The following is a 24,491-nucleotide window of genomic DNA, read 5'->3' as shown; positions in this document are numbered from 1 at the left end:
AGTTAAATCAAATAATTCCAAATTAAATTAAAGCGTTCTTTGCCGGGAATTTTAGAATATATTCGCTGGAAACTGTGCACCAACCAATCCCAGTGTAATAAAAGGTGAATAGCAAAAGGTATCACAAAGACTAAGCTCAGCCATTCATGTCCGGCGATACCTGTAGCTTGTGGAGCCGAAACTATCATAAAGCTTATTAGTAGCAATACGTCCATTAAGTATCGGGTTTTGTGTAAATTTTGCTTCCAATCAGACATGCTTAATTAGACCTTCTTTTTATTATTCCAATAAGCACTGGCATACAATTTTGATTTTTGGTATTCACAGTGTTTATTTAAGTGTTGTTTTAGTTGTTTTAGTACACCTGCTTCAACAGCCATAAAAATGGCAGTGTTAGTTAAATCTGTTGGTTGAGATGTCAATGCATCTAAAAATTCATTAGTCATTTTGTTTTCTGTCACTAACCACCTTATATCTATGCCGTTTGGTGATTTTAAGGGTTGAATATCTTGTTTATCGGGTACTTGGATCCAAGCTTTACCTGTGGCGTTTTTTGGTAGCTTTTCAAGTGTTGCGGCTATGGCTGGCAAAGCAGTTAAATCGCCAAACAACAAATGTCTTTCAGCATGAAAATCCGTATGTTTGATATCGCCAGATCCTGCAATACCCAAATATTCTCCAACTCTAGCCTGAGCGGCCCAATTACTGGCTAAACCTTGATGATCATTAATGGCAAAGTCTAAGGTCAAAGTTAAATTGGCTTGATCAAAGTATCTAACAGTATAAGAGCGCATAAATTTTTTGAAACCAAAATAAATTCCAAGCTTTGGGCGTTTGTCTTTAGATTCTGGATTTGGAAAAACTACTTTTACATGAGCACTTTCTTTACCTGCAGGGAAATCTGCTAATGATTCTCCGCTCAGCACTATTCTCCTCATGTGAGGTGACAAGTCTTCAATAGAAGACACTTGCGTCATACGCATTTTGGGGCCCATTATTTCCTCCAATTTTTTTAAACTTGCTTGATTGCAAATAATTAAATATAGTTGACAAGGTCTACTATATATATTTAGATGATAGTGTCAACTATATTTTGTAGTAATGATTAAGGAAATAATATGAATTTAAATGAAGCACTGTTTAGTCTTATGCATAGTGTACGAAGTACTATGCTCCTGCGTCTTAAACAGCTGGACAAAAATTTATCCCCGATGCATATGAAGTCTCTGAAGGTCATTTCTAAACTAGAGGAAAGCACTGGACAGCAGTTGGCTGATTTTTTAGGGCGAGATAAAGCTCAAATTAATCGATTAATAAAAGAGTTGGTGAAGCAAAAAATGGTGACCAAAATTGACAACCCTAAAGACAAAAGAAGCCAACTATTGACCTTGACAGAAAGTGGGCATGAACTTGTAAAACGATTTAATAAAGTTGAAAAAGAATTGTTTGATATAATGGCATTAAATATAGAGCCTGAAGACCTACAAGCTTTTATACAGTTATCTCAAAAATTAAAAGTTAATCTAGAATCGATTTAAAAAATATAGACCTATACATGAAAATATTGGTGTAAAATAAAGACATGAAACGACTGATTGTTTTTATCTTATTATTTACCTTAGCGGCTAATACTTTTGCCGCAGCGGGTGTTTGTATTATGGAACATGATGCTGTTTCTGAAACATCTGAACGAGCAAATATCCCACTTATGTGATTGTGATAAATGTGCACAATATGCTCAGTCTTTTATCTCTCTATTATTGAATACATTGGCATTAGAATCGCCTTCGTCGGATTTGACTCAGTATCAATCATTAACTTTTAACCCCAACTACCGTCCTCCGATTTTTTTCTTCCTTTAAAAAAGTATTAACACTGTTTAACAGTTATTTTTTATATTGGAGAAATAAATGAAAATTATTTTCATATTTTTATGTTGTGTTTATGTAAGCGCAGCACTAGCAAAAGATGTTCACTATCAACTCAATGTTGATTATAAAATCGTTAACTTTTCTGGCCAGCCAGCGCAAGCTATGGCTGTCAATGACTCGATTCCCGGGCCCGTTTTAGAGTTTACGGAAGGCGATATTGCCAAAATCACAGTCGTCAATCACACGTCTGACGAAGCCTCAATTCATTGGCATGGATTATTGTTACCTCAAGAGCAAGACGGCGTGCCTTACCTGACTTATTTTCCTATTGAGGCAGGCGCTACTTTTGAATACCAGTTTGAACTGAAACATGCAGGCACCTATTGGTATCACAGTCATACGCGAATAGATGAACAAAAAGGTCAATATGGCGCCATAGTGGTTCATCCTAAAAATGGGTATCAAGACGATTTTGAGCATGATGTTGTGGTGCAATTATCTGATTGGACAGACGAAGACCCTCTAGATGTGCTGAAAAATCTAAAAAAAGACGGTGATTGATACGCTTATAAAAAGGATTCGGTGATCAGCATTAAGGGGTATCTCGAAAATAGTAGCCTTGACGCTTGGTTAACTAATAGATGGCAACGAATGGAAGGTATGGACGTATCTGATGTTGGCTACGATGCATTTTTGGCAAATGGTCAAACGTCGTTAAATCTATTACCCCAAGCTAAAGTCGGGGATAAAGTCAGAGTCAGGTTAATTAATTCGGGCGCGTCGAGTTATTTTGATATTCAACAAAGCTCTGGCGCATTTAAGGTAGTGGCTGCAGACGGCTTGGACGTACAAGCGGTTAAAGTTAAAGAGTTAAGAATGGGTATGGCCGAAACCTATGATGTGGTTGTGACTATACCTGAGTCTGGTGCCTATGAGTTTGCCGCTAACAATATGGACGGCACTGGTGGAGTTAAAATTACTCTAGGACAAGGTGAAGTCATTTCATCACCTGATCCTAAACGGCCTAATGTGTTTGCCAAAATGGAGCACGGAGAGGGTCACGGCGGTGCTCATACAAACATGACCCAACAAGGCGGCGATCATTCTATGCATCAAATGCAGGCTGCACCTAACGTAGATGAAATGTCGCAACATGCTAACCACCAGATGATGAAAACGCCCAAGCCAGAGGCGGATAAGCTTGACTACTCCATGCTAAAATCAAAGGAGCCAGTTTTATACTCAGGTGAGTTGCAGGAATTCACTTTAGAGCTAACAGGTGATATGGAAAGTTATAACTGGAGTTTTAATAACACACCTTTGTCAAAAGCAGATGTGCTTAAAATTGATCGAGGTAAAGTGGTACGTTTTCATTTTAAAAATGAATCCATGATGCATCACCCTCTGCATCTACACGGGCACTTTTTTAAGGTTATTTCAGGTAATGGTGAATATAATGTTCTAAAGCACACTGTTGATGTACCACCTATGGGTAATGTCACTATCGAATTTGCGGCTAATGAAGAAAAAGCTTGGTTCTTCCATTGTCATAATTTATATCACGCCAAAACCGGCATGGCTCGTGTTGTGCAATACAGCGACTATGAAGGTAACCCTGAATTTGCTAAGGCTAAAATGGCCAGTAACGAAATCATGGATAATGATTGGTACGTTAGAACCGACTTGGGATTTTATTCGTCTTTTGCAGATTTGTCCGTTAGATACAGTAATACGTTACATAGTGTGGAGTTTGACGCTACGAATTATTTCTCTGAATATAATCAAGTGTCATTAGATTACAATTACAAAACTTCTCGTTGGTTACGCTATTTTATAGGCTTAGAACGTGAGCATGAAGAAAATAGCGTGTTAGTGGGCATTAAGTATGTGACGCCATTTAATATTGATACAGCTTTGTGGATCAATAACCAAGGTGAAATACAAGCCGAAGCTGAAACTAGTTTTCAGCTCACACCTAGTATTGGTTTAGACTTGGGTGTATCAACTCAAGAAGAATGGCAAGTCACACTTGAGTATAGTTCTTCACCTAGTTGGTCAATCGGTATCAATGCTAATCAGACTTCTGGAGTCGGAGTAGGTATAGCAGCTACCTTTTAATTAATCTTTTTCTAAGTGGATTCGTTTTTGTCGAAGCCAAAAGCCAAAGGTAACAAGTCTTTGAAGTGAACACTTTTAACTTCTCCGTTGCTTTTGGCTAAATGTACTTGGGTTTGGTCATTAGCAAATTCTGCTATTTTTTGTCTGCAACCTCCACAGGGCGGGCAAAAATTGTCATTAGGACTTACGATCAATATCTGTTTTATTTGTGTGTTACCGGAGGAAATCATAGCTGAAATTGCCCCTGCTTCGGCACACTGGCCTAAGGGGTAAGCTGCATTTTCAACATTACAACTAGCGTGTTGTTGATTATTTTCATCTAAAATCGCTGCTCCCACCTTAAAGTTTGAATAAGGTGCGTGAGCATTTTTTTGAGCTTGCGTGGCAAGTTGTAAAAGCTGTTGATGTATTTTGTCTGAACTATTGGTCATTCTTTTCTATGATTCACTTGTTTCTTGACCATTTAGTCTGCACCACTTTTACGTATTGATACAAGTTAAATTCAAATATTATTAGCAGTAAGACCGAGTAACTTTACTTTTTGTGGGAAATAAGCGAGTCTAGCCATTCTATTTATCTTGTTTTTTCGATTATTTTTACTGGCTATAATGAACATTCTGTCCTGTGTTTAGGTCTCACTAATAATCTATTTTAAAGGTTACAAACCTCCTTAATTATGCAAAAAATTGTCTTCATTATTATTCTTGTTAGCACTTTCTTAACTGGTTGCGCTACCAATTCGACTTCAAACCAAGGTGGGCAAATGGGAAATTTGCTATTAGCTGAACCTGCCCCCATGAATCCTAGGTCACAATTGGCTATTGCTCGATATAGCCATATTTTAGGCCAAGCGGAATTGGAAGATGACCAAAGAGCACAACTATTACACCAACGCGGCACCTTATATGACAGTGTGGGGTTATCTGGATTAGCTCAGTACGATTTTAATCAAGCTATTCAATTGAAACCTGACTTAGCGGAAGCCTATAATTCTATGGGAGTTCATTACACCCAGCAGATGAACTTTATCCAGGCATATGAAGCATTCGATGCCACACTGGACATCAACCCTGAAATGGAATTTGCTTTTTTAAACCGAGGAATAGCCTTGTATTACGGAGGCCGACCTGATTTAGCCGTGCGTGATCTAGGTGAGTTTTATAATAAAAATGCCGCAGATCCTTATCGAGCTTTATGGCGTTATTTAGCTGAAATTGAAATCGATCCAATTGTGGCTAAACAACAATTAACTGAATTGCGAAAAAATTTAGATGAACAAAACTGGGCTACTAAGCTAGTGGATTTATACCTAGGAAAAGTCACAGAAAATGAGTTATTAAGTGCCTTAATATCCGGCGTAACAAGCCAACAACAATTAACTGACAGGTTATGTGAAGCTTATTTTTATTTGGGTAAATATCACTCTGAATTAGGCAATAAAGGGGTGGCTTCAAATTATTTTAAATTGGCTTTAAGTACCAATGTTTTTGAATATGTTGAACACAGATACGCTCGTTTGGAATTGAATTTGTTACGGGATGAAAACGATAAAAATAAGTCTGACACTCCGCAAACTCATTAGTTATGCTTAATTTTGTAAAAGGGGGGCTAGTCAGCCTAGCGGCAGGTATACCTCTTTTTCTAATATGTTTGTCTATTTCTCACTCTGCCAACACACGGCCAGAGACTGCCACTGAAAAGCCTGAAAGGCCTTCATTATCTAAGGCTCTAGGTAAGTGGCAACAAAAACAATATCAAGAGTCGATTAATGAACTAAAAGCTATGGAACAGCCATATGGCGAAGCTGGCTTTTATCAGTTTTATTTTAAAACCTTTGTAGAGCAAAATCTCAATCAAGTTTTTGCTAACCAACCAAGTTTACCTAAGTCGTGCCGCCAACAATTATTATTTGTCACAGGTAATACACAGTCTTTAGCTCAAGCTGAGAGATTTAAACAAAAGTTTAATAATGACCCTAGGTTAGCGTCTTTATCTATTTGTACTCATGAGCTCATTTGGTTTGATCCTGAAACTGTGCAATGTACTAAAAATGCTAATAAAAATAATCGGCTAACTTGTAATTTACCTTTATTGGCTCAACAGCTCAAAGCTCAGCAATTTACTCATTTAGTGTTATTTGCTGAAAATGGAAAAGCCAATGTGCACAACGGCATAATGTATTTAGATCAACAAGATACCTATGATGTATTTGTACATGAATTGGCTCACTTTTCTGGTTTTGTAGATGAATATGCTCTAAACGCTGATATGGCTAAACATATTTGCCAATTGGATGAAGCACCTAATTTACAGTTTATTGAACCTGACCAAGGTTCAAATTTAGTACCTGCGCGAACTTGCGATAATCATCCTAATCAAGCTTATAAAAAAAGCAATCGTTTAACTTTTATGGAGTATCACGATGTGGCGTATATTCCCAGCGAATATCTCGCTGCGTGGAGGCAAAGTTTAGAAAAACAAAATAATCCATCGGCCCATGTGAATTTTGCTCAATTTTATGAATCGCAAAGCAACGTAATTGAAAGCCAATTTTGGCGAGCCAAATATCAGACCTACTTAACTCAATAAGTCGTTAGTAAAAACTAGGATTTGGGCATAACACAGATGTAAAGGCATATGTCATTTATGTGACAGTTTGATATAATACTCGAACCTTAGATTTTCCCCGTAAAAAACACTTAAAATTATGTCTCAGCAATTTCAAGTCGAAACTATTGACTACCCGTTTCCGGCTAAACCGGTGCCATTAAGTCAAATTGAACAGCAAAGTCATGTTCAACAAATTAAAACTCTACTTAAGCAAAAAAATGCTGTGCTGGTGGCGCATTATTATACCGACCCTGAAATTCAAGCATTAGCTGAAGAAACAGGCGGTTGTATTTCTGATTCGCTAGAAATGGCACGTTTTGGCCGTGATTGCGACGCTGATACTTTGATTGTAGCCGGTGTACGTTTTATGGGCGAAACAGCTAAAATACTCAGTCCAGAAAAAACCGTGTTAATGCCCACATTAGAGGCGACATGTTCACTCGATTTAGGCTGCCCAATCGACAAATTTTCAGCTTTTTGTGATGCCCACCCTGATCACACTGTGGTGGTTTATGCCAATACATCGGCCGCTGTAAAAGCCCGAGCCGATTGGGTTGTGACTTCAAGCATTGCTCTTGAAATAGTTGAACATTTAGATTCACTTGGTGAAAAAATTATCTGGGGCCCAGATCGTCATTTAGGTGCCTACATTGCCAAACAAACCGGTGCCGACATGCTGTTATGGCAAGGTGAATGTATTGTGCATGACGAGTTCTCGGCAAAAGCGTTAAATGATATGCGCCACTTACACCCTGATGCCGGTGTGTTGGTACATCCAGAATCGCCTGCTAGTGTTGTGGCTTTGGCCGACGCTGTGGGTTCCACTACTCAGTTAATAAACGCAGCTAAAAACTTACCCAACGAGAAGTTTATTGTGGCTACCGACAGGGGCATTTTCTACAAGATGCAACATGCCGCGCCTAACAAGATATTATTAGAAGCACCAACTGGTGGAAATGGCGCAACCTGCAAAAGTTGTGCTCATTGTCCTTGGATGGCTATGAATGGCCTGCAAGCCATTTTACAATCACTCACTGAAACCAGTGGCCATGAAATTTTCGTAGATGATGAATTGCGAGAAAAGGCCCTGATACCACTAAACAGAATGTTAGATTTTTCAGCTCAGTTAAATATGAAAGTAGCGGGAAATGCTTAAATTATCGATTAAGTTAATTTTTATCAGTCAATATTAGGAATGGTAACTACTGTAAAGCTTTGGGGTTAGTCCTCTACAGGTAGATTAAATCAAAGGATGAAAGCTTGAGTAGTAAAAGAAATATTGAGACCAGCGATTTAGCCTCAATCGAGCAACTTAGCCAAAATCATAGATACGAAAAACGACTTTATTGGCGGTTTTATTTTGTATCAACTTGGTTGTTTTTAGTGACAGGGTTGATCCCCGATTATGCTAATGAACCTCTAGGTGTTCAAACTTTTATACGTTGGTTTTTTTTATTCTTATTGCTTGGTCCTACCATTTGGGCAATTAAAGGAATGGCTTTTACCAGAGCAGAATTAGGCCTAACCTTTAATGGCAGCATAACAGCCTTAGTAGAATGTTTTTATGTGTTTTGTATCCTTGTTCCTTTCTTAATATTGGCAAAAATTTTTAGTCAAAACCCAATCGAACCATTATTTAACTGGTTAACTATCCGCCAATATAGCTCAGCAGAACATTGGTTTTATATTTTGAGTTACCTACCTCATACAGCGGGGCAAGAGTTTATAGCTCGTGGAGTGGGAATTTTAATGGTGTCGCGCATCATGCATGATTTTACATCTTTGAAGCCCGTTTTAGCCATTAGTGTGTTGTTTGCAGTTTGTCATCTGCACTTGTCTGTGAGTATTGCCGTAGGTGTTTTTGTAACTAGTATACTGTTTGGTACCTTGTATCGTAGGCATAAGTCATTGGTGGGGGTGGTAACCTTGCATTTTTCTCTCGGTATTACCGCAACTGCGTTAGGGCTAATTTAAGTGCGCTCAATACGTAATTTAGTGGTGTTTGAGTTGTTGGTAATTTTGTTATTGCTTTTAGTATATGTAACGACAGCGCTACCACAACAAGAGCAAGTAGGGCCGTTTGGTGGTTTAGTTTTTCTGCACAGAGGAGATACCTCTGCCTTTCCTGAAAATAGTATAGCTGCGATGCGTGCAGCCTCTGTGGCCGGTGCACAAGCCATAGAAATAGATGTGATGCTAAGCCAAGATAACGTTCCTATGGTTATTCATGACCCAAGTCTAGAACGCACAACTAATGGGCGAGGTAAGGTAAAAAATTTCACAGCTTTGGAGCTACAAGCATTTAATTTAGTAAATACAAGTCGTGGCCAGCCAACCGAGTGGCGTATACCTAAATTAGAAACAGTTATGCAAGAGGCGATAAATTTAGGCTTGATCCTAGAAATAGAACTTAAAACTGAAATACATAATCACTATCTTGTGGCGCAAAAAATTGCGGCCTTGTTCGAGCGCTTTAATTTTTATCAACAAGGTTTTATATCCTCATTTGATCCAAGGTTGTTGTATTACGTGAGAAGTCTAAACCCTAAAATTAATACATCACTAGCCTTGAAAGCACACCCACCTTATTCGTCTTTTACTCAGTACGTATTACAGCAACCCTTCACTGCCAAATATTTGGGAGTTTCTATGATTGAGCCTGATCACCTATTAGCAAATGAGAGGTTTATTAACTTTTGGCTTGAACAAAAGTTGTTGTTAAACATTTGGGTAGTGAATAGTGAGAAGTTAAAAAAAGTTTTGTTACAGCCAAATGTTTCTATCACAACAGATTGTTTAATTGGCAGTTGCTAGATTTTGGCTTTAGCTAAAAATTTTTCCACCGCCTTTCGCAGCGATGCAAAGGCGATTTTGTCACTATCAATCTCATCAAACTTTATCCATTTGTATTCAGCAATTTCAGCGGCATCTGCCTTTATCTCAGGTTTTTTTGAAAGTCTACTAACAAACACTACGTCACAAGTGTGATACAAGACACCTTTATATGGATAGGTGTTAGCACCTGAGTAAAAATACTGCCAATTAGTAATATGCAGACCGAGTTCTTCTTTTAACTCACGAGTCAGCGCATCTTCAATAGATTCATTGTGATCAACAAATCCACCGGGTAAATCTAATTGTCCTTTTTCAGGATCTTGCGCACGTACTGTAAGTAACATTTCATCACCACAACAAATAATTGCCGCCGCTGCAGAAGCGGTGTTATGAAAGTATTCAAACTGGCAATCAGGACACACATATTTGTGACCATTATCAGATTGGATCTTGTCACTTTTACAATGTGGGCAAAAATTAAACGTGTCGAAAGTTGTCAATGTAGTATCACTTTTTTGTGGTATTAAAATAAGTCGCTTGTAGTTTACTGCTTTTTTTAGCGGTTGTAATTGTGCTAAAACACATCTTTTTTATCTTGAATAAAGCGTTTCGCTTCTAGCCCAGCCATAACTAGATGATATAAGGTGCTAGAAGGTGCAAAGTCTGAAATCACTTGATTTTCGACACCGTATTGATCCACGTAACTACCATTGGTGTTTGCTACTAGAAAGTGTTTCGATAAACTAGATAAAGCAATTTGTGCATCATGAGTATAATTATATTGGTCTGATTTTTTGCAATAGGTCGCTTGGGCTAACGCCGCTTTAATCCATTCTGTCATTGGCCAACAACGTTTTGTCTGTTTGTGTTTGGTATTAGATAGACTGACCTCATCAAGAATTAAATCACTGGATTGATCTAACCCATAATGTAATCCTTTGTGATACAAAGCATGGCAGTAATCATCAACAGGTGTGCCGGTCAAAAGGCTGTATTGTCTTAATAACCATACCCATTCGAACATATGACCAGGCTCAATGATTTGTCCTTTTGCATCGTGACAAGGTGTCCAATCATGGTTAAAAAACTCTAATAATACCTGCTGCTTTGAATCAAAAAATATTGTTTCAAATAAGCTAAATATTTCACCAGCCTTGGCCAGCCATTTAGCGTCTTTTGTGACTGAATACAGGGTTAAAAATGCTTCGAATAAATGCATATGTGGATTTTGTCTTCGGTACTGATATGTGTACGAACCTTCTCGCCAGCCACCTGCTTGGCCCTTCAAATCGGTATCTATTTGCAGGAGTAATTTATTTGCGTAATCGAGTGCTTTTAAGTCATTAAACACATGGTATCGCCAGCCGTAAGCTAATAAAAAGAAGGCTACGTCATACAAGTCATGTGACTGGTTAATGACTTGGTTATCTTTATCTAAAATATGGGCAAAAATAACTGAGTTATTTGTTTTGGCGAAACGCTGAACATACTGGTCTAAACCAGCGATAAGCTCCAAACCATTGTTTATCCATTGGTTTTTATGGGCTGCTGCAAAAACAAACATTTGCCTAGCCTGAACTCTAACGCGGCGGTCACAATTCAAATCAGCTTGTCCATTTGATAATAAACGTTCGTATGCTGCACCTTGTGGATCTAATCCTCTTTCGATCCAGCAAGGCACAGCTAGTTTATGCAACCAAGCTAGGTACTGCTCGATATCAACTTTTAACTTCTGGTGGTTAGAATTAAGTGGATTTGGATTCATGAGTAAACCGGCTAGCCTTTTTAACACAGACACTTTAATATTTTTCAGTAAAATAAATGAACCGGTTCATTTTGTAAAGAGTTAATCATGGAAAAGATTTTTATAATTGAGTGCATAACAAAGGCAAACGCACAGGGTGCGCTTGAAACTGTATCTGAGAATTAGGGTTTATTTATATTTTGGGTGGCGCAATACTTTCTCGTATTACAAATTCATATGGCAAAATATATTCTTCTGTTTCCGGTTTTTTTCCTTCGATTAATTGCAATAATAACTCAGCTGATTTTTCGCCTATTTTTTCGGCAGGCTGGGATATAGTGGTAAGAGTGGGTATACAGTATCGTGATACTTCCATGTCGTCGAAACCAATAATTGACATATCTTCTGGCATGTTGATGCCTTTATCCTTGAACCCGCGAATAGCGGCAATTGCCATTTCATCATTCATAGAAAAAATCGCTGTGGGTCTTGGTTTCATGATTGAAAATTGTTCTGCCGCGGTTAAGCCTGACCAGTAATTAAAATCACCAGCTACAACTAGTTTTGGATCATAGGTAATATTCGCGTCAGCTAATGCCGCTTTGTATCCGTTAAATCTATCAATGTTATGAGGGTTTTCCTTTAAACCAGAGATAACACCGATGCGTTTATGGCCCAAGGCAATTAAATGACTGACTGCTTTTTTGGCCGCGCCTACATTATCTATACGAACTGAATAAGAAGGTGTGCCTTCACAGGAGCTTGCACTGACGGAGAGAATATCATCCTGAGGTAATATGGCGTCTTCTTTTTTATATGGGCGCAGGTTGATAATGCCATCCGCCAGCTTGGTTTCTACCATTCGTACAAACTCACGTTCACGGACGGCAGAGTCTCTTGTATCGCCCAGTAACACACTGTAACCGCGGTTTTGCGCTACAAGTTCAATGCCACTAATCACGCTAGCAAAAAATTGATTAGCGATATCTGGTACTAGTACCACAATGGTTTTGGAAGACTTTGCCCGGAACTTTTGGGCTAACATATTGGGTTTGTATTTTAGCTTTTTTATGGCTATTTGAATTTTTTCTAAGTTCTTTTTCGAAACCCGTTCAGGTGTGCTCAGAGCTTTAGAAATAGTCCCTGTAGATAAGCCTGCTTCCTTAGCTACGTCGCGAATAGTTGCCAAAATACCACCTTAACTTATTGAAAATTTTAGTTATATTGTTTTTCATTCGAAAATATTTTTAATAAATTGTAATTTAAACTGGTAATAAAGAACAGTTATGGTTAGTCTAAATATATATGAACCGGTTCATTTTTAATGTTTGAGCAACAAATTTATATTTGCTTACCTCAAATAAAAGTAAATATAAAAAATAATTAGGCCGGATTACAAGGTAATAATAATGAATTTAACCACACTCGACTTATCAATTATTGGCCTTTATCTAGTGGCTATTGTTGTGCTTGGAATTTGGATTTCACGTTCGGCTAATAAAGATGTTGAAGGCTATTTCTTAGGTAACAATAAGCTTAGCTGGAAGTTATTAGGCTTATCTAATGCCTCTGGCATGTTTGATATCAGTGGCACTATGTGGATGGTGTACTTGTTATTCATATACGGTCTTAAAAGTGTTTACATCCCTTGGTTGTGGCCCAGTTTTAATCAAATATTTTTGATGGTTTTTTTGTCTATTTGGTTACGTCGCTCTGGCGTAATGACAGGGGCAGAATGGATCAAGTTTAGATTTGGTGAAGGCAAAGGCGCTAGGCTAAGTCACTTTATTGTGGTGGGTTTTGCGTTATTAAGTGTGTTGGGGTTTCTGGCTTATGGCTTTATTGGTATAGGTAAGTTTGCAGCAGTATTTTTACCATGGGAGTTGTCATCAGATCCTCGTACTAACGAAATTTATTATGGATTGATCATGACCTTTCTTACCGCGTCATATGTGGTGAAAGGTGGCATGGTGTCAGTGGTGTTTACTGAAGTGTTACAGTTTATCATTATGACAGTTGCATGTATTGCCATCGGAATTATTGCCATGCAACAAGTGTCGCCGGATATGCTAGCTAAGGTTACACCGGATGGATGGGGCAGTTTATCTTTTGGCTGGGATCTAGGTTTAGATTGGACTGGCATTCTGGACAGTGCCAATCAAAAAATTGTAGATGATGGCTGGTCGTTGTTTTCCATATTTTTCATGTTGGTGTTGTTTAAAGGGATCTTGCAAAGTTTAGCAGGCCCGGCTCCAAACTTTGATATGCAAAGAGTGTTATCAGCCCGTACGCCAAGCGAAGCAGCTAAGATGAGCGGTTTTGTAAACTTGGTTTTATTATTCCCTCGATACATGATGATCACCGGCTTAACCATATTAGCTTTGGTATATTTTTCGTCTGATTTACAAGCAATGGGACCAAATGTAGACTTCGAACAAATTCTACCTTTTGCATTAGCCAACTACGTGCCTGCAGGCTTGTTAGGGTTAATACTCGCAGGTTTACTGGCTACTTTTATGTCGACCTTTGCCGCCACTACAAATGCAGCTCCAGCCTATGTGGTGAATGACATCTACCGTACTTATATCAACCCAAATGCAGACCCTAAGACTTATGTTTATATGAGTTACGCCGTTTCAATTTTCTTTATCGTATTAGGCACATTAATTGGTCTGTTTATTCCTTCTTTGAATGACATAGTACTGTGGTTGGTTTCTGCTCTTTATGGTGGCTACACCGCATCTAATTTGCTCAAGTGGTATTGGTGGCGATTTACCGGCATGGGTTACTTTGCCGGTATGGCAGTTGGCATTTTGGCAGCAATTCCCATGATGTTCACCGACATATCGCCTCTATATGCATTTCCTGTAATGTTTGCGGTTTGTTTGTTCGCTTGTATTTTTGTAAGCCTAATGGGACCTGCAGATGATATGGAAGTGCTCAAAGCTTTCTATTTAAAAACTCGTCCATGGGGCATTTGGAAACCCGTGTTACTCGAATTACAAAAAGAATATCCACAGATATCGGGCAATCAAGAGTTTAAAAAAGATGCATCGAATATTTTGGTTGGCTTGATATGGCACACCAGTTTAACCGCTGCTCCCATTTTTATGGTGATAGAAGATTGGACAAGTATGACCATAGCCTGCGCCATCGCAATATTATGTTCTTGGTTTTTAAAGAAAAACTGGTGGAACAAATTATCTGATTATCCTGCTGACTTACAGCAATTAACCTCTAAGGCTTAGCGGCCAACATTATTGAGTGAGAAAAATTATTATGTCTTTAACAGCAGCTGAGTTCGAATTAAGAATGAACCGGTTAACTCAGGAGCACTCCGAGTTGCTAATTAAACCTAATTCACCAGAATCTTTGGGGAATGGTGTGTATACCCGTTGGCAAAATCCAATTGTTACCCGCGAGCATATCCCACTTAATTGGCGCTATGACTTTAACCCCGAAACTAATCCAAATTTATTGGAGCGTATTGCTGTCAACGCTACCCTGAATTCTGGAGCGATATTATTTAACGGCAAATATGTATTAGTGGTACGTGTCGAAGGTGTGGATAGAAAATCCTATTTCGCTGTTTGTGAAAGTGATAATGGTGTAGATAATTTTACCTTTTGGGATAAACCCATCACTATGCCGGAAACAGACAGGCCAGACACTAACGTATATGACATGCGTTTGACTCAGCATCAAGACGGTTACATATACGGCTTGTTTTGTACTGAAAGAAAAGATCTAGCCCACCTAGAAGACACCTCTGCCGCCGAAGCCCAGTGTGGAATTGCGCGCACCAAAGATTTAGTTAATTGGGAACGTTTACCGGATCTCATTACTTATTCTGGACAACAAAGAAACGTAGTCTTGCACCCAGAATTTATTGATGGAAAATATGGACTATATACCCGTCCACAAGATGGCTTTATTTCAGTTGGTGGTGGCGGAGGTATTGGCTGGGGCCTGTCTGAATCTATGGTAAACGCTGAAGTAAAAGAAGAGGTGATTATTGATCAAAAGGTCTATCACACCATCACCGAGGTCAAAAACGGCCAAGGCCCTGTACCCATTAAAACAGACAAAGGATGGTTGCATTTAGCCCATGGTGTGCGCAACACGGCAGCGGGTTTGCGCTACGTACTTTATGCATTTTTAACCGATGTAAATAAACCTTGGCAGGTCACTCATAAACCAGCAGGGTACCTTATCGCGCCCGAAGGAAGTGAGAGAGTAGGGGATGTGTCGAATGTGACCTTTTCCAATGGCTGGATTAAAAATAGCAAAGGAGAGCTATTTATTTATTATGCCTCGTCAGACACTCGTATGCATGTGGCAACCAGTACAGTGGATGTGTTAGTGGATTATTGTCTTAACACGCCTCAGGACGGTTTACGATCAGCTACATCTGTGCAATCGATTAATGATTTGATTGCTCGTAACGCAGAGTTTAAGCGGGTTTAGTCATTTATGCATCAATCTCAACCATTTACTCGACAAGCCATGTTAGACGAACTAGAGGAGATCACTGAATGGTGGCAAACCCATACTATAGATCACCAAGATGGTGGTTTTATAGGCGAAGTAAATTCAGTCAATCAACCGCAATATCAGGCTAACAAAGGAATTATTTTGAATAGCCGTATATTGTGGTTTTTTAGTGAGCTAGCCGTGTTTAAAGGTTTAGATTCCGAAGCTGGGCAAAGGGCATTGGCCACAGCAAGGCGCAGTTATCAATATTTGATGAAGCACTTTGATGATAAACAATTTGGCGGCACTGTATGGGAGCTTAATCACCAAGGTGAATGTGTAGATAGTAAAAAGCAAACCTATGCGCAGTGTTTCTGTATTTACGCATTTTGTGCTTTTTACAAAGCCACGCTTGATCCACAAGTACTGAACAAAGCCATGGAGTATTTTTCTTTTGTTGAGTTGCATACAAGAGATAAAAAATACGGTGGTTACATTGAAGCTTATCAGCGAGATTGGCAGCCCATCGAAGATTTTCGCTTAAGTAAAAAAGACATGAATACGCCTAAGTCTATGAATACTCATTTACATGTATTAGAAGCATATGCAGCCTTGTATAAGGTTAACCCGAGCGCTAAAGTCGAAGAGGCCTTAAGGCATATACTCGTTATGTTTAAACAGCATATTTTGGATCTCGAAAATGGTCATTTAAAGTTATTTTTTACTGAGGATTGGCAAGATCAATCTACAAGCTTCTCTTATGGTCACGACATAGAAGCCAGCTGGTTAATTTGGGAGGCGGTAGAGATTTTAGATTGTCCACAACTACATGCAGAGTGGCAGCCTTTGATAATTCACATAGCAAATGTATGTGCCCAAGAGTCTTTGGGCGATTACGGACAAGTATGTGAAGATTTTGACATCGTAAACCAGCATAAGGCTCAAGATGCTTTTTGGTGGGTACAAGCAGAAGCTTTAGTGGGGTTTTTAAATGTATTTCACCTTAATGGTGACAAGAGAATGACTCAAATATGTGAAAGTGTTTGGCAGTTCATTCAGCTCTATCATAAAGATCCTATCCACGGAGAATGGTTTTGGTTGGCCAATATTGAAGGGGGAAAAAGCCAAGATAGCTACAAAGCAGGCTTTTGGAAAGCGCCGTACCACAATGGCAGGGCGATGATGGAAACCATTAAATTATTCGACAAACTGGTAACCAAATGAAAATCTTACTTTGCCTATTCCTGAGCCGCCAGTACTCCACCCTATTTCTTATAAATTAAAACTAAATTGGTTAGGTGCGCCTACCGGTGGGTATTACTGCATTGAGAGAATAAATTCTGCTCAAAAAAATGGCAGGTTTTTGCAGAAAACGTATCTGATGGTTGAAATATATTTGCTCCTACAAAGCATGATTTATTTGAAGATCACTCTGTACTTAAAGATGGTCGTTACCATTATAGAGTCATTGCCATATACGAATCAGGCGAATCTTAACCAGCAAATATACAAACCGTGGTTCTTTCAAAATTTAAATAAATCACATTGTTAAGTTTTTGTAATAAAAGGGTTGAATTTGTCACGCATATAGATTAATTTAATTGTATAAATGTAAACCGGTTCACTTTGTTGTTAATGAAGCATTCCGGTTTTTTTGTAAAAACCAAATGAACCGGTTCATTTTTGGTGGGTAAACTAACTACTTACTAAAATGATCCATTTTAGAGGCTAAAAATGAGACTTAAAACAAGCATAAAACCAGTTGGTGCAATGTTAATCGCATTGTTAACTGGCATTTCTACGGGCTGTGTTGATGAGGCAAAGCTAAATACTGATACGGCGACTTATACGCCGGAAGATAGACCTCTCGGCATATTGGCTGGTAATGGCGCTGAATATGAGCCAGGCAGTAATGTGACCTTGAGTGGACGCTTGGTTGGCACTGTTAATGGTCAATCTATTGTATGGACCCAAATTGAAGGTACTGCGATTGAAGGGGTGACCGATTGGACATCTGAGAATATTACTTTTACCGCACCTGATGTTATTGGTATTGAATCTTTCAAATTCCAAATCGCGGCAATTAATAGCGATGGTAGCGTAGCCACAGATGTTAATGGTGATCCATTAGTTGCTGAAACCGAGGTGACGGTATTTGATCCCGCCACCAAGATTTTCTATGAAATCGAAGACCCTGCATATGCCGAGTTAGTCTCAGTAGAAGCTGTGTCTTCGGGTGATAACTATTTAAGTGGCGCATCTGGTGCTCACACTGCAGATATTGTTCCGGGTGCATCAGTAGTATTTACCATTCCTATGGAACAAGATGCGTTCGTCACCCTTTATGCTGCTTTTGGTATTCCGGCTGCTGGTTATGGTAGTAAAAATGCCATTGTTACGGTTAATGGGGTGGATAATGAACTAGTTATCAATGCTACGGGTAGCGTGTCTGAGTATCGCGTTGGCGTTGTTAAATTAAATGCAGGTGATAACGTGATTGAAGTCGGTGGTGGGTGGAACTATTACCGTCTTGATTATTTAATGACGGTACCTGCCGCGCAACCGCCTGCACCGTTAGCCGTTCCGGCCACACTGACTAACCCCAATGCTCAAGCATCTGCGGTTAGCATGATGGAATACTTATCAGCCAATTACGGTGTTGGTACGTTATCTGGGCAAACGGAATATCCAAATAAGGGCGATGGCTCATTCCCATTGGTCGAGTTTGACAAAGTTGTCGCTGCAACCAGTGATGATGCACCAGCTATTATTGGTTTTGATTTTATCGATATGTCGGCCACCCGTGTTAGTAATGGTACCGATTCTGTTGGTTTGTCCGAAGCTATGATTGCGCACCATAATACTAAAAACGTGATGTTGTCGGCGTTATGGCATTGGAATGCGCCTATGCATTTACTCGATGCCGATGGTGATGGTGTGGGGGATGTATCCGGCTCTAGTGACGAAGCATGGTGGTCAGGTTTTTATACTCGCGCTACTAGCTTTGATTTAGCCGCTGCCTTGGCCGATACCAGCAGCCCTGAATATACTGCATTAATTAGCGATATCGATACGATTTCTGCCGAGTTGAAGAAATTTTCCGACGCTGAAATTCCCATTCTATGGCGTCCATTGCATGAAGCCGAAGGCGCTTGGTTTTGGTGGGGCGCAGCCGGAGCCGATGCTCTAAAAGAGTTGTGGATCCTCATGTACGAGCGCATGACCAATACCCATGGCTTAAATAACCTGATTTGGGTGTATACCCATGCCGGTAGCATTGATGAAAATTGGTACCCCGGTGATGCTTATGTGGATATAGTCGGTTATGACGGCTACGACGGTAACAACGCCGATAATCCGTTCAAGAGCCAATATGCGATTCTAAAAGATCGTCATAATGGTAAAAAAATGGTCGCTCTAACGGAAACGGGCACTATTCCTAATGTTGCACTCATGCATGAGCAAAATGCTTGGTGGTCTTTCTTTATCACTTGGAATTCAGGTGGTGAATATGGTCCAGATGGCATAGATGCCGCGACTATTGATACTAATTATGCCTATGATGGGGTGATCAATTTAGCTGATATTCCAGGTGGCCGCTCTAAAGTGGAAGCCGGTGCATGGGCCACATTTGAGACATCAACTGCAGACTGGGGGGCACAGATTAACTGGGCAAATACTCCTGGAATAAGTGTTAGTGGTGGCTGGGCGACTAATGGTGCCAACGCCTTGAGCCTAGTTAAAGATTTAAGTGCAGAAACCGATCCTACAGGGGTGGTTTTCCAAGCTTATCCTGCTGCTGGCATCGATGTTAGCGAAGTCAGCACCATCACGGTCAGTGCTCATGCGGTTAATGCCGGACCCGATACCACTATCAAATTGTTTGTTAAACATGGTGATGATTGGGCGTGGGTTGATTCTGGTGCTATGGCTATTAGCGCCGATGGTATCGAATTGTCGGTAGATGTGTCTGAATTTGATTGGCTCGCCGGCTTAGGTTTGCATATTGAAAACTTTGACCCTACAGCTACCGCTGCTGAATTCTATCTGGATAACGTGCGTGCCGATGATGCAGTGTTATACGATTTTGAACCCGCTGCTGGTGATTGGGGCGCGCAAGTTAATTGGGCGAATACCTCTGGGATCACCATTACCGATGATTGGTCTGCCACAGGCTCACGTGCCTTAACCTTGTATAAAGACCTCACTCAAGAAACTGACCCAAGCGGCGTAGTATTCCAAGCTTACCCCGCCGGCGGTATTGATGTGACTAATGTTAGCACCATCAAACTAACCGGCCATGCAATCGATGCCGGAGCAGCAACTACCATCAAACTCTTTGTTAAACATGGTGATGATTGGGTGTGGGTTGATTCTGGTGCGCAAGTTATTGCTGATAACGGCATTGAGCTAGAAGTGGATGTATCAGGCTTTACTTGGTTAGCCGGTTTAGGCGTACAGATTGAAAACTTTGACGCCGCGTCAACCAACGCCAAATTCTATATTGATAACATCCGCGCCGATGATGCTGTTCTGTATGACTTTGAGGGTACACAAGATTGGGAATTCCAAGTGAACTGGGGGCCTGCATCAGGTTTACATATCGCCAGCGACTGGACAGCCGAGGGTAATTATTCGCTAGCAGGTACCACTCAATTAGTCGATGGTGATGACAATATCATTTTACAAACCTATCCAGTAGGCGGCTTGTTACTTGGAACTGTTTCTACACTTAACGTCACGGCTTATGCCAAAGAAGCGGGTGATGCGGTACAAGTGCAACTGTTTGCCAAAGATAAAGACGGCGCGTGGCGTGATGGAGGTGCGTTCGATTTGGCGGCTGAAGGTACTGAATTGTCGTTAGATATTGCAGATATGGGTGAAATTAGCGGGTTTGGTGTGCGCTTTATGGGGGCTGTAAATAGTAGCTCTGAATCTCACTATTACATAGATAACGTGGTATTCGAATAATTTACAAATATATCGAATAGCCTCTATTCAGGCTCACTCAATGCACAAATATTGGCATTGAGTGTGGCCTGCACGACCAATTTAATAAGAAAGGAATGAATATGTCTTTCCACAGTAAAAAATTTAATCGCAGTCTTTTGTCTGCCAGTATAGCGGCTAGTATTTCCGCAAGTATAGTGCTCTCGGGCGATGTTTTGGCTCAACAAAATGAATCTACTAATCAAGCTGAACCTAATGATGAAGTGATTATTGTGCGTGGTATTCGTGGTTCACTTATCCAATCGATAGCTAATAAACGCTTCGCTGGCAGTGTGGTGGATTCAATCAGTGCGGTTGATATTGGTAAATTACCCGATGCGACTATTGCGGATTCACTGCAACGTATTACCGGTATTCAAATCACCCGTTCTGGTGGTGAAGGCGCCTTGGTTAACATTCGTGGTAATGGTAACGTCACTACTACCTTAAATGGTGAACAAATGTTATCGGCAGGTAACGTGACTACTATTACACCTGATTTTGCCGATATCCCATCGACTATGGTGTCGGGCTTGGATGTGTATAAATCATCACAAGCCCGTAATGTGGTCAGTGGTTTAGCCGGTACAATTGATCTTAAAACCAACCGCCCATTTTTATTGGAAGATGGCTGGACTGCATTAGGTAAGGCTGAAGCACAACGTGGATCACTCGGTAAAGAAACTGATGGTGCGTTATCGGCGTTTGTCGGTTACAACCAAGATAGTGATTATGGTTTTACTTTAAACGTCTCACAATCCAGTAGTTATTTGGCGGACTATACCAATGGCTCACAGGGTGGAGAACCCGGGCAATATGGCGGTTGGTCATTTAATGCTTCTGAAACTTCTAACTTTGTGCAAGATAATGTGGACGTTAACGGTGATGGTGACTTTAATGATGTCTATTACGGCTTTCAAGGGCATCAAGCCAGTAACCGTTTTATAGAGCGAGATCGCACTGGGGTGAATACTTCTTTGCAGATCCAGCTGACAGATTCATTAAAATTAACGGGTGATGTGTTTTATACCAAGTTAGAAGAATACCAATACTTTGCAGGTATTGTGGCCAGCCAAGCATGGCAAGGGGTAACCGGTTGGTATACACCGACCGAAACTACTGAGTATCCAAATATCACCAGTTCGGATGGCGTGTTTACCACCAACGAGGGTAATTATTACACCATTCAGGCGGCCGATTATCAGGCGCGGGCGGTGAAAACCCATACCCAAACCTGGGCGATAGACAAAGAAGCATTGAATACTAATTTGGAATTAGCCTTTGATAATGGTGGCAATTTTACCGGTAAAGTACGTTGGGTACATGGTGAAGCGGTCAATGATATGAGCCGCAGTGTTATCGACTCATTTATTACCTCGGGTTCACAAATTGGTGATACCTACCATGGGCCAGGGACCGAATTTATCAGCGATGCAAACCCATGGGGTTATGCGGGGCTGCCAGCGACATTGCCCGATGGCACAGCAGTGGATGCCTATACACAAATCCCTATTCAAATTTCCTATGCCGGTGGCACGCAAAATTGGGCATTCCCATCGATGGATTTCACCGAATCTGATGGCAGTATTACCACCGAACAATTTGGTAGTAATATGAACCGTTATAGCAATAAATCTAGTAATTTGTACGGTGAATATTCTAATGCGGATTTGGACATCCTACGTTTTGATGGAAGCTATATACTGGAGTTAGATGCGTTAGATATGTTCACCTCGGTGGATTTTGGTGCGCGTATCGGTAAACGCGAAGTATCCAAAGACGGCTGGTATGGCGGTGTGGCACGTACCAACCAATATGGCGATGCATTCTTGGCTCGCTGGAAAGATGTTGCTACTCAAGCCCCATTGACTCTTGAGTCTTATATCGAGCCGATGTCATTCACTGAACTTGATGGCAAAGGCATGATCACCGGTATCAGTGACTTTCATGGGACCACGGGTTTAGGCACCTTGTATTTTATTGACCCCAAAGCGATGAAAGATCCTATCGCCTGGCACAATGAAATTTACGGTACTAACGTGTTGGTGCCTGACGCAGCCAATGTGTATAACGTTAGAGAAGAAACCCAATCGTTGTACTTCCAAGCGAACTTAGAGGGCGATATCGCCGGTATGACTTATACCGGTAATGTGGGTTTTCGCTATATCAAAACCGAGTTCGATATTATTCAAAGTGAGGGCTTACAAGGTACAGTAGCTAACTTTAATGGTCAGGATTTCTTAATTGGTCCAGGAATATTGCAGCCCGATGGCAATAAGATTAACACTATTAATGACTACAGTGATTTCTTGCCAGCCATTAACTTTGCGTTGAATCTTGATGATGAGCAGATATTGCGTTTCTCTTACACTGAAACGGTATCGACCCATAATACCGATAGCTTGGCCGGTGGTTTAACCGTTAACCGCGTGAAAAACTGCGGTATCACTAATGCCCAAGGCGAAGAAGTTTTCTGTGCTACTGGTGGTGGCCAAGATGGTAATCCTAATTTACAACCTAACCGTAATGATAACGCCGAAATTTCCTATGAGTGGTATTTCAGTGAAACCGGTATGTTTAACCTTGGCGTGTTTATTGGCCGCGGTAATACCGAATTCAGAACCTCATTAATCGAGCGTGATGATATTGTCGATAGTGATGGTGTGGTGCGAGGTTATAACCTGTCAACTGACAGCTTTACCGGCACCGTTCCGATTCAAACTACCGAGACCTTTGATATCTCAGGAGATTGGAGCGATCCGGGCGTTGAGATCGGCTACCAGCAAGGCTTAGACTTCCTTGACGGCTGGGCCAGTGGCTTTGGTATCACTGCCAACTATACTTATTCACCGAGTAACAGTAACGACATGGATTTCTATGGCCAATCATTACCGGGTATTGGTAACTCCAAGCATCAAACTAACTTAGCCTTGTGGTATGAAAAAGACGGTCTACAAGCGCGTATTGCCCATAACTACCGTAGTGAAATGTTTAATGGTGTGAAGTACGAAGGCGCTTATCGTTTTGCCTATTGGACACAAGCCACCAGTTACGTGGATGCCTCGGTAAGCTATGACGTTAATGAGATGGTAACGATATCAATGCAAGGGACTAACCTGACAGAAGAGTACCAAGAAAACTATCATCAATGGCAATCGAATATTGATAGCCGAGTCTATGCTGAACGTCGTTTAACTTTGGGTGTACAAGTTAAACTGTAAAGTGTTAAGAGTGTGATTAGCCCTCTTCGGAGGGCTTTTTTATGTGCTACTTTTTTGTACGTTAGAAAGGAGAAACTACAGCATAAAAGAGAATTAAGTGTGGGTTTCGTTAAATTATTCTAAAACTAGGGTTTTTAACTTGATTCATGGCCTTGATTTACCTAACATACGCGCCCTCAGAAAGTCATTTAGATTTTATGAGTAGCGCATGCCTTGCGCCGAGTTAGAGTTAATAACTCACTATAAATTAGGCTTACAATTTAAAAGTTTTACGGAGAGGTGGGTTAAACCACTATCTTTAGGAGCACTGCTCCGCGGTGGTTTAACATCGAGTCAAGGATGGCGAGATTGGGTGCATATCATCATGGAAGTGTATTTGACTACTACACCGTATGTATATGGTTTTTGTCTTGTAATAAGTCTTAAACTGTAGAATAACGCGCACGCCTTGCGCCGAGTTAGAATTAATAACTCACTATAAATTAGGCTCACAATTTGAAAGTTTTACGGAGAGGTGGGTTAAACCACTATATTTAGGAGCACTGCTCCGCGGTGGTTTAACATCGAGTCATGGATGGCGAGATTGGGTGTATATCATCAGGGACGTGTATTTGACCATTTCACCGTATG

At 40.4% G+C, this 24,491-nt stretch carries 20 protein-coding genes; 14 read left to right on the top strand and 6 right to left on the bottom strand.

Annotated features, from left to right (window positions below; genetic code table 11):
• Positions 1-2 precede the first annotated feature (2 nt).
• Together L0668_RS15155 and L0668_RS15150 are read right to left on the bottom strand one after the other, a co-directional pair.
• Positions 3-257 (bottom strand): hypothetical protein, encoded by a 255-nt coding sequence (locus L0668_RS15155; protein ID WP_235313556.1) that lies wholly within the window; start codon positions 255-257, stop codon positions 3-5.
• Between the two features lie 6 nt (positions 258-263).
• Entirely contained in the window at positions 264-995 is a 732-nt protein-coding gene (locus L0668_RS15150) for a siderophore-interacting protein (protein ID WP_235313555.1), read from the bottom strand.
• A gap of 123 nt (positions 996-1,118) precedes the next feature.
• Here L0668_RS15150 and L0668_RS15145 point away from each other — a divergent pair, with 123 nt between their 5' ends.
• The 4 genes from L0668_RS15145 (at position 1,119) to L0668_RS15135 (ending at position 3,989) form a co-directional block, all read left to right on the top strand.
• The gene (locus tag L0668_RS15145; protein WP_235313554.1) at positions 1,119-1,538 is read left to right on the top strand and encodes a MarR family winged helix-turn-helix transcriptional regulator; all 420 of its coding nucleotides are present in this window, start codon (positions 1,119-1,121) and stop codon (positions 1,536-1,538) included.
• A 44-nt stretch (positions 1,539-1,582) separates the two neighbouring features.
• The gene (locus L0668_RS20735; protein ID WP_268820386.1) at positions 1,583-1,714 is read left to right on the top strand and encodes a hypothetical protein; all 132 of its coding nucleotides are present in this window, start codon (positions 1,583-1,585) and stop codon (positions 1,712-1,714) included.
• Positions 1,715-1,910: 196 nt separating this feature from the next.
• Positions 1,911-2,432, top strand: coding sequence for a multicopper oxidase domain-containing protein (locus L0668_RS15140; RefSeq protein WP_235313553.1), 522 nt, complete (start codon positions 1,911-1,913; stop codon positions 2,430-2,432).
• Between the two features lie 21 nt (positions 2,433-2,453).
• Entirely contained in the window at positions 2,454-3,989 is a 1,536-nt protein-coding gene (locus L0668_RS15135; RefSeq protein ID WP_235313552.1) for a multicopper oxidase domain-containing protein, read from the top strand.
• A gap of 11 nt (positions 3,990-4,000) precedes the next feature.
• Here the strand turns inward: L0668_RS15135 and cdd are convergent, their stop codons facing one another.
• Positions 4,001-4,420 (bottom strand): cytidine deaminase, encoded by a 420-nt coding sequence (cdd, locus tag L0668_RS15130; RefSeq protein ID WP_235313551.1) that lies wholly within the window; start codon positions 4,418-4,420, stop codon positions 4,001-4,003.
• Between the two features lie 245 nt (positions 4,421-4,665).
• Between cdd and nlpI the strand changes: the two genes are divergently transcribed.
• The 5 genes from nlpI to L0668_RS15105 all read left to right on the top strand — a co-directional run bounded on the left by nlpI (position 4,666) and on the right by L0668_RS15105 (position 9,413).
• Entirely contained in the window at positions 4,666-5,571 is a 906-nt protein-coding gene (nlpI, locus tag L0668_RS15125) for a lipoprotein NlpI (RefSeq protein ID WP_235313550.1), read from the top strand.
• Between the two features lie 2 nt (positions 5,572-5,573).
• Positions 5,574-6,578: a hypothetical protein gene (locus L0668_RS15120; protein WP_235313549.1), complete on the top strand. Its 1,005-nt coding sequence runs from the start codon at positions 5,574-5,576 to the stop codon at positions 6,576-6,578.
• 118 nt (positions 6,579-6,696) lie between these two features.
• Complete coding sequence (nadA, locus tag L0668_RS15115) at positions 6,697-7,755, top strand: quinolinate synthase NadA (protein ID WP_235313548.1); 1,059 nt, start codon at positions 6,697-6,699, stop codon at positions 7,753-7,755.
• Between the two features lie 104 nt (positions 7,756-7,859).
• Positions 7,860-8,573, top strand: a complete 714-nt coding sequence (locus L0668_RS15110; protein WP_235313547.1) for a CPBP family intramembrane glutamic endopeptidase — start codon at positions 7,860-7,862, stop codon at positions 8,571-8,573.
• Positions 8,574-9,413 carry a glycerophosphodiester phosphodiesterase gene (locus tag L0668_RS15105; protein ID WP_235313546.1) on the top strand — a complete coding sequence of 280 codons (840 nt, stop codon included), beginning with the start codon at positions 8,574-8,576 and terminating at the stop codon, positions 9,411-9,413.
• On the opposite strand, the gene L0668_RS15100 is transcribed toward L0668_RS15105, so the two are convergent.
• The 3 genes from L0668_RS15100 to L0668_RS15090 all read right to left on the bottom strand — a co-directional run bounded on the left by L0668_RS15100 (position 9,410) and on the right by L0668_RS15090 (position 12,367).
• Positions 9,410-9,934 (bottom strand): NUDIX domain-containing protein, encoded by a 525-nt coding sequence (locus L0668_RS15100; protein WP_235313545.1) that lies wholly within the window; start codon positions 9,932-9,934, stop codon positions 9,410-9,412. The two genes, L0668_RS15105 and L0668_RS15100, sit on opposite strands and share 4 nt — an antisense overlap.
• A 74-nt stretch (positions 9,935-10,008) precedes the next feature.
• Entirely contained in the window at positions 10,009-11,199 is a 1,191-nt protein-coding gene (locus tag L0668_RS15095; protein ID WP_235313544.1) for an AGE family epimerase/isomerase, read from the bottom strand.
• A gap of 172 nt (positions 11,200-11,371) precedes the next feature.
• On the bottom strand, positions 11,372-12,367 hold the full coding sequence (locus L0668_RS15090) for a LacI family DNA-binding transcriptional regulator (protein WP_235313543.1): 996 nt from the start codon (positions 12,365-12,367) through the stop codon (positions 11,372-11,374).
• Positions 12,368-12,587: 220 nt separating this feature from the next.
• Between L0668_RS15090 and L0668_RS15085 the strand changes: the two genes are divergently transcribed.
• The 5 genes from L0668_RS15085 to L0668_RS15065 all read left to right on the top strand — a co-directional run bounded on the left by L0668_RS15085 (position 12,588) and on the right by L0668_RS15065 (position 23,861).
• Positions 12,588-14,426 carry a sodium:solute symporter family protein gene (locus L0668_RS15085; protein ID WP_235313542.1) on the top strand — a complete coding sequence of 613 codons (1,839 nt, stop codon included), beginning with the start codon at positions 12,588-12,590 and terminating at the stop codon, positions 14,424-14,426.
• Between the two features lie 31 nt (positions 14,427-14,457).
• Entirely contained in the window at positions 14,458-15,645 is a 1,188-nt protein-coding gene (locus tag L0668_RS15080; protein ID WP_235313541.1) for a glycoside hydrolase family 130 protein, read from the top strand.
• A gap of 6 nt (positions 15,646-15,651) precedes the next feature.
• The gene (locus tag L0668_RS15075) at positions 15,652-16,875 is read left to right on the top strand and encodes an AGE family epimerase/isomerase (protein WP_235313540.1); all 1,224 of its coding nucleotides are present in this window, start codon (positions 15,652-15,654) and stop codon (positions 16,873-16,875) included.
• A gap of 510 nt (positions 16,876-17,385) precedes the next feature.
• The gene (locus tag L0668_RS15070) at positions 17,386-20,622 is read left to right on the top strand and encodes a glycosyl hydrolase (protein ID WP_235313539.1); all 3,237 of its coding nucleotides are present in this window, start codon (positions 17,386-17,388) and stop codon (positions 20,620-20,622) included.
• 101 nt (positions 20,623-20,723) lie between these two features.
• Positions 20,724-23,861: a TonB-dependent receptor gene (locus L0668_RS15065; protein WP_235313538.1), complete on the top strand. Its 3,138-nt coding sequence runs from the start codon at positions 20,724-20,726 to the stop codon at positions 23,859-23,861.
• Positions 23,862-24,491: the final 630 nt, after the last annotated feature.

This window comes from Paraglaciecola algarum (genome assembly GCF_021532655.1).
In the GTDB taxonomy this organism is placed as follows: Bacteria; Pseudomonadota; Gammaproteobacteria; order Enterobacterales; family Alteromonadaceae; genus Paraglaciecola; species Paraglaciecola algarum.
Note: the sequence above shows the minus strand (reverse complement) of the source record. Positions and strands in the feature narration are given on the sequence as shown.

Bases quoted from the DNA above. Each gene is read 5' to 3' on its own strand.
- L0668_RS15155 (WP_235313556.1), bottom strand. From the start codon at position 257: ATGTCTGATTGGAAGCAAAATTTACACAAAACCCGATACTTAATGGAC.
- L0668_RS15150 (WP_235313555.1), bottom strand. From the start codon at position 995: ATGGGCCCCAAAATGCGTATGACGCAAGTGTCTTCTATTGAAGACTTG.
- L0668_RS15145 (WP_235313554.1), top strand. From the start codon at position 1,119: ATGAATTTAAATGAAGCACTGTTTAGTCTTATGCATAGTGTACGAAGT.
- L0668_RS20735 (WP_268820386.1), top strand. From the start codon at position 1,583: ATGAAACGACTGATTGTTTTTATCTTATTATTTACCTTAGCGGCTAAT.
- L0668_RS15140 (WP_235313553.1), top strand. From the start codon at position 1,911: ATGAAAATTATTTTCATATTTTTATGTTGTGTTTATGTAAGCGCAGCA.
- cdd (WP_235313551.1), bottom strand. From the start codon at position 4,420: ATGACCAATAGTTCAGACAAAATACATCAACAGCTTTTACAACTTGCC.
- nlpI (WP_235313550.1), top strand. From the start codon at position 4,666: ATGCAAAAAATTGTCTTCATTATTATTCTTGTTAGCACTTTCTTAACT.
- L0668_RS15120 (WP_235313549.1), top strand. From the start codon at position 5,574: ATGCTTAATTTTGTAAAAGGGGGGCTAGTCAGCCTAGCGGCAGGTATA.
- nadA (WP_235313548.1), top strand. From the start codon at position 6,697: ATGTCTCAGCAATTTCAAGTCGAAACTATTGACTACCCGTTTCCGGCT.
- L0668_RS15095 (WP_235313544.1), bottom strand. From the start codon at position 11,199: ATGAATCCAAATCCACTTAATTCTAACCACCAGAAGTTAAAAGTTGAT.
- L0668_RS15085 (WP_235313542.1), top strand. From the start codon at position 12,588: ATGAATTTAACCACACTCGACTTATCAATTATTGGCCTTTATCTAGTG.
- L0668_RS15080 (WP_235313541.1), top strand. From the start codon at position 14,458: ATGTCTTTAACAGCAGCTGAGTTCGAATTAAGAATGAACCGGTTAACT.
- L0668_RS15075 (WP_235313540.1), top strand. From the start codon at position 15,652: ATGCATCAATCTCAACCATTTACTCGACAAGCCATGTTAGACGAACTA.
- L0668_RS15070 (WP_235313539.1), top strand. From the start codon at position 17,386: ATGAGACTTAAAACAAGCATAAAACCAGTTGGTGCAATGTTAATCGCA.
- L0668_RS15065 (WP_235313538.1), top strand. From the start codon at position 20,724: ATGTCTTTCCACAGTAAAAAATTTAATCGCAGTCTTTTGTCTGCCAGT.